Genomic DNA, 1,576 nt, shown 5'->3' on the forward strand with positions numbered 1-1,576 from the left:
CGGGCGACGGCCCGGCCCGGCTCGGCCAGCTCGGCGGGCGGGATCTTGCCCTTGAGGTCCAGACCGATCGAGGCCAGTCCCGTGGGCCACATCTTGCGTGGCTCGACCTCCATGCCCGGGCGGTCCATCTCGGCACGGGCGGCGGCGACCGCCTCGGCGTCGGGCGCCTCGGGCAGGGCCATGTGACCGCACCGGTCGCAGCGGCCGCACTCCCAGCCCGGCGTCAGCTCCGGATCGTCGAGCTGGGCGCGCAGGTACGCCATGCGGCAGCCCGGGGTGTTCACGTAGTCGACCATCGCCTGCTGCTCGGCGGCCCGGGTCGCGGCGACGCGGCCGTACCGCTCGGCGTCGTACGACCACGGCCGGCCGGTCGCCTCCCAGCCGCCCTTGACCCGCCGGACCGCTCCGTCGACGTCGAGCACCTTGAGCATGGTCTCCAGGCGGCTGCGACGCAGGTCGACCTGCGTCTCCAGCAAGGCCGTGGACATGGTGCCGCCGCCGCTCAGGGCGTCGAGCGTGGCCCGCACCTGCCCCTCGGCGGGGAACGCCTGCTCGCCGAACCAGTCCCAGATGGCCTTGTCCTCGGTGCCGGGCAGCAGCACCACCAGCGCCTGGTCCACGCCACGGCCGGCACGGCCGACCTGCTGGTAGTACGCGATGGGCGACGACGGCGCGCCCAGGTGCACCACGAACGCCAGGTCCGGCTTGTCGAAGCCCATGCCCAGCGCGGAGGTCGCGACCAGCGCCTTCACGTCGTCGTTCTTGAGGTCCGCCTCGAGCTGCTCGCGCTGCGCCGGCTCGGTGCGGCCCGTGTAGGCGGCCACCGCGAGGCCGTACCCGCGCAGCTGCTCGGCCACCTGCTCCGCCGCCGAGACGGTGAGGCAGTAGACGATGCCGGACCCCTCGATGTCCTGGAGCGCCTCGGCCAGCCACGCCACGCGGGTGGGCTGGTCGCCGAGCTCCAGGACCGCCAGGTGCAGCGACTCGCGGTCGAGCCCGCCGCGCAGCACCAGCACGTCCTCCCCCGCCGCCTGGTCTCCGTGCACCGCGAGCTGCTCGGCCACGTCCTGCGTCACGCGCTCGTTGGCCGTCGCGGTCGTGGCCAGCACGGGGATGCCCGCCGGCAGGTCGGCCAGGAGCGTGCGGATGCGTCGGTAGTCGGGCCTGAAGTCGTGGCCCCAGTCCGAGATGCAGTGCGCCTCGTCGATGACCACGAGACCGGCGTCGGCCGCCAGGCGCGGCAGCACCTCGTCGCGGAAGCCCGGGTTGTTCAGGCGCTCCGGCGAGCACAGCAGCACGTCGACCTCGCCGCGCGCGATCGCCTCGTGCACCTCGTCCCACTCGGTCATGTTGGCCGAGTTGATGGTCACCGCCCGGATACCCGCGCGCGAGGCCGCCGCGATCTGGTCGCGCATGAGCGCCAGCAGCGGCGAGACGATCACCGTGGGACCCGCGCCGCGGGCCCGCAGCAGCCTGGTGGCCACGAAGTACACGGCCGACTTGCCCCAGCCGGTGCGCTGCACCACGAGCGCCCGCCGGTGGAACGCCGCGAGCGCCTCGATCGCCGTCCACTGGT

General features: G+C 74.0%; 1 protein-coding gene. It reads right to left on the reverse strand.

What is annotated here, in order from left to right; all coding sequences use genetic code 11:
• A partial coding sequence (locus PROKR_RS17990; protein ID WP_036965363.1) for a RecQ family ATP-dependent DNA helicase occupies positions 1-1,576 on the reverse strand: 1,576 nt, incomplete at both ends.

Origin of the sequence: Promicromonospora kroppenstedtii DSM 19349, from assembly GCF_000515355.1 — a bacterium.
Taxonomy (GTDB): domain Bacteria; phylum Actinomycetota; class Actinomycetes; order Actinomycetales; family Cellulomonadaceae; genus Promicromonospora; species Promicromonospora kroppenstedtii.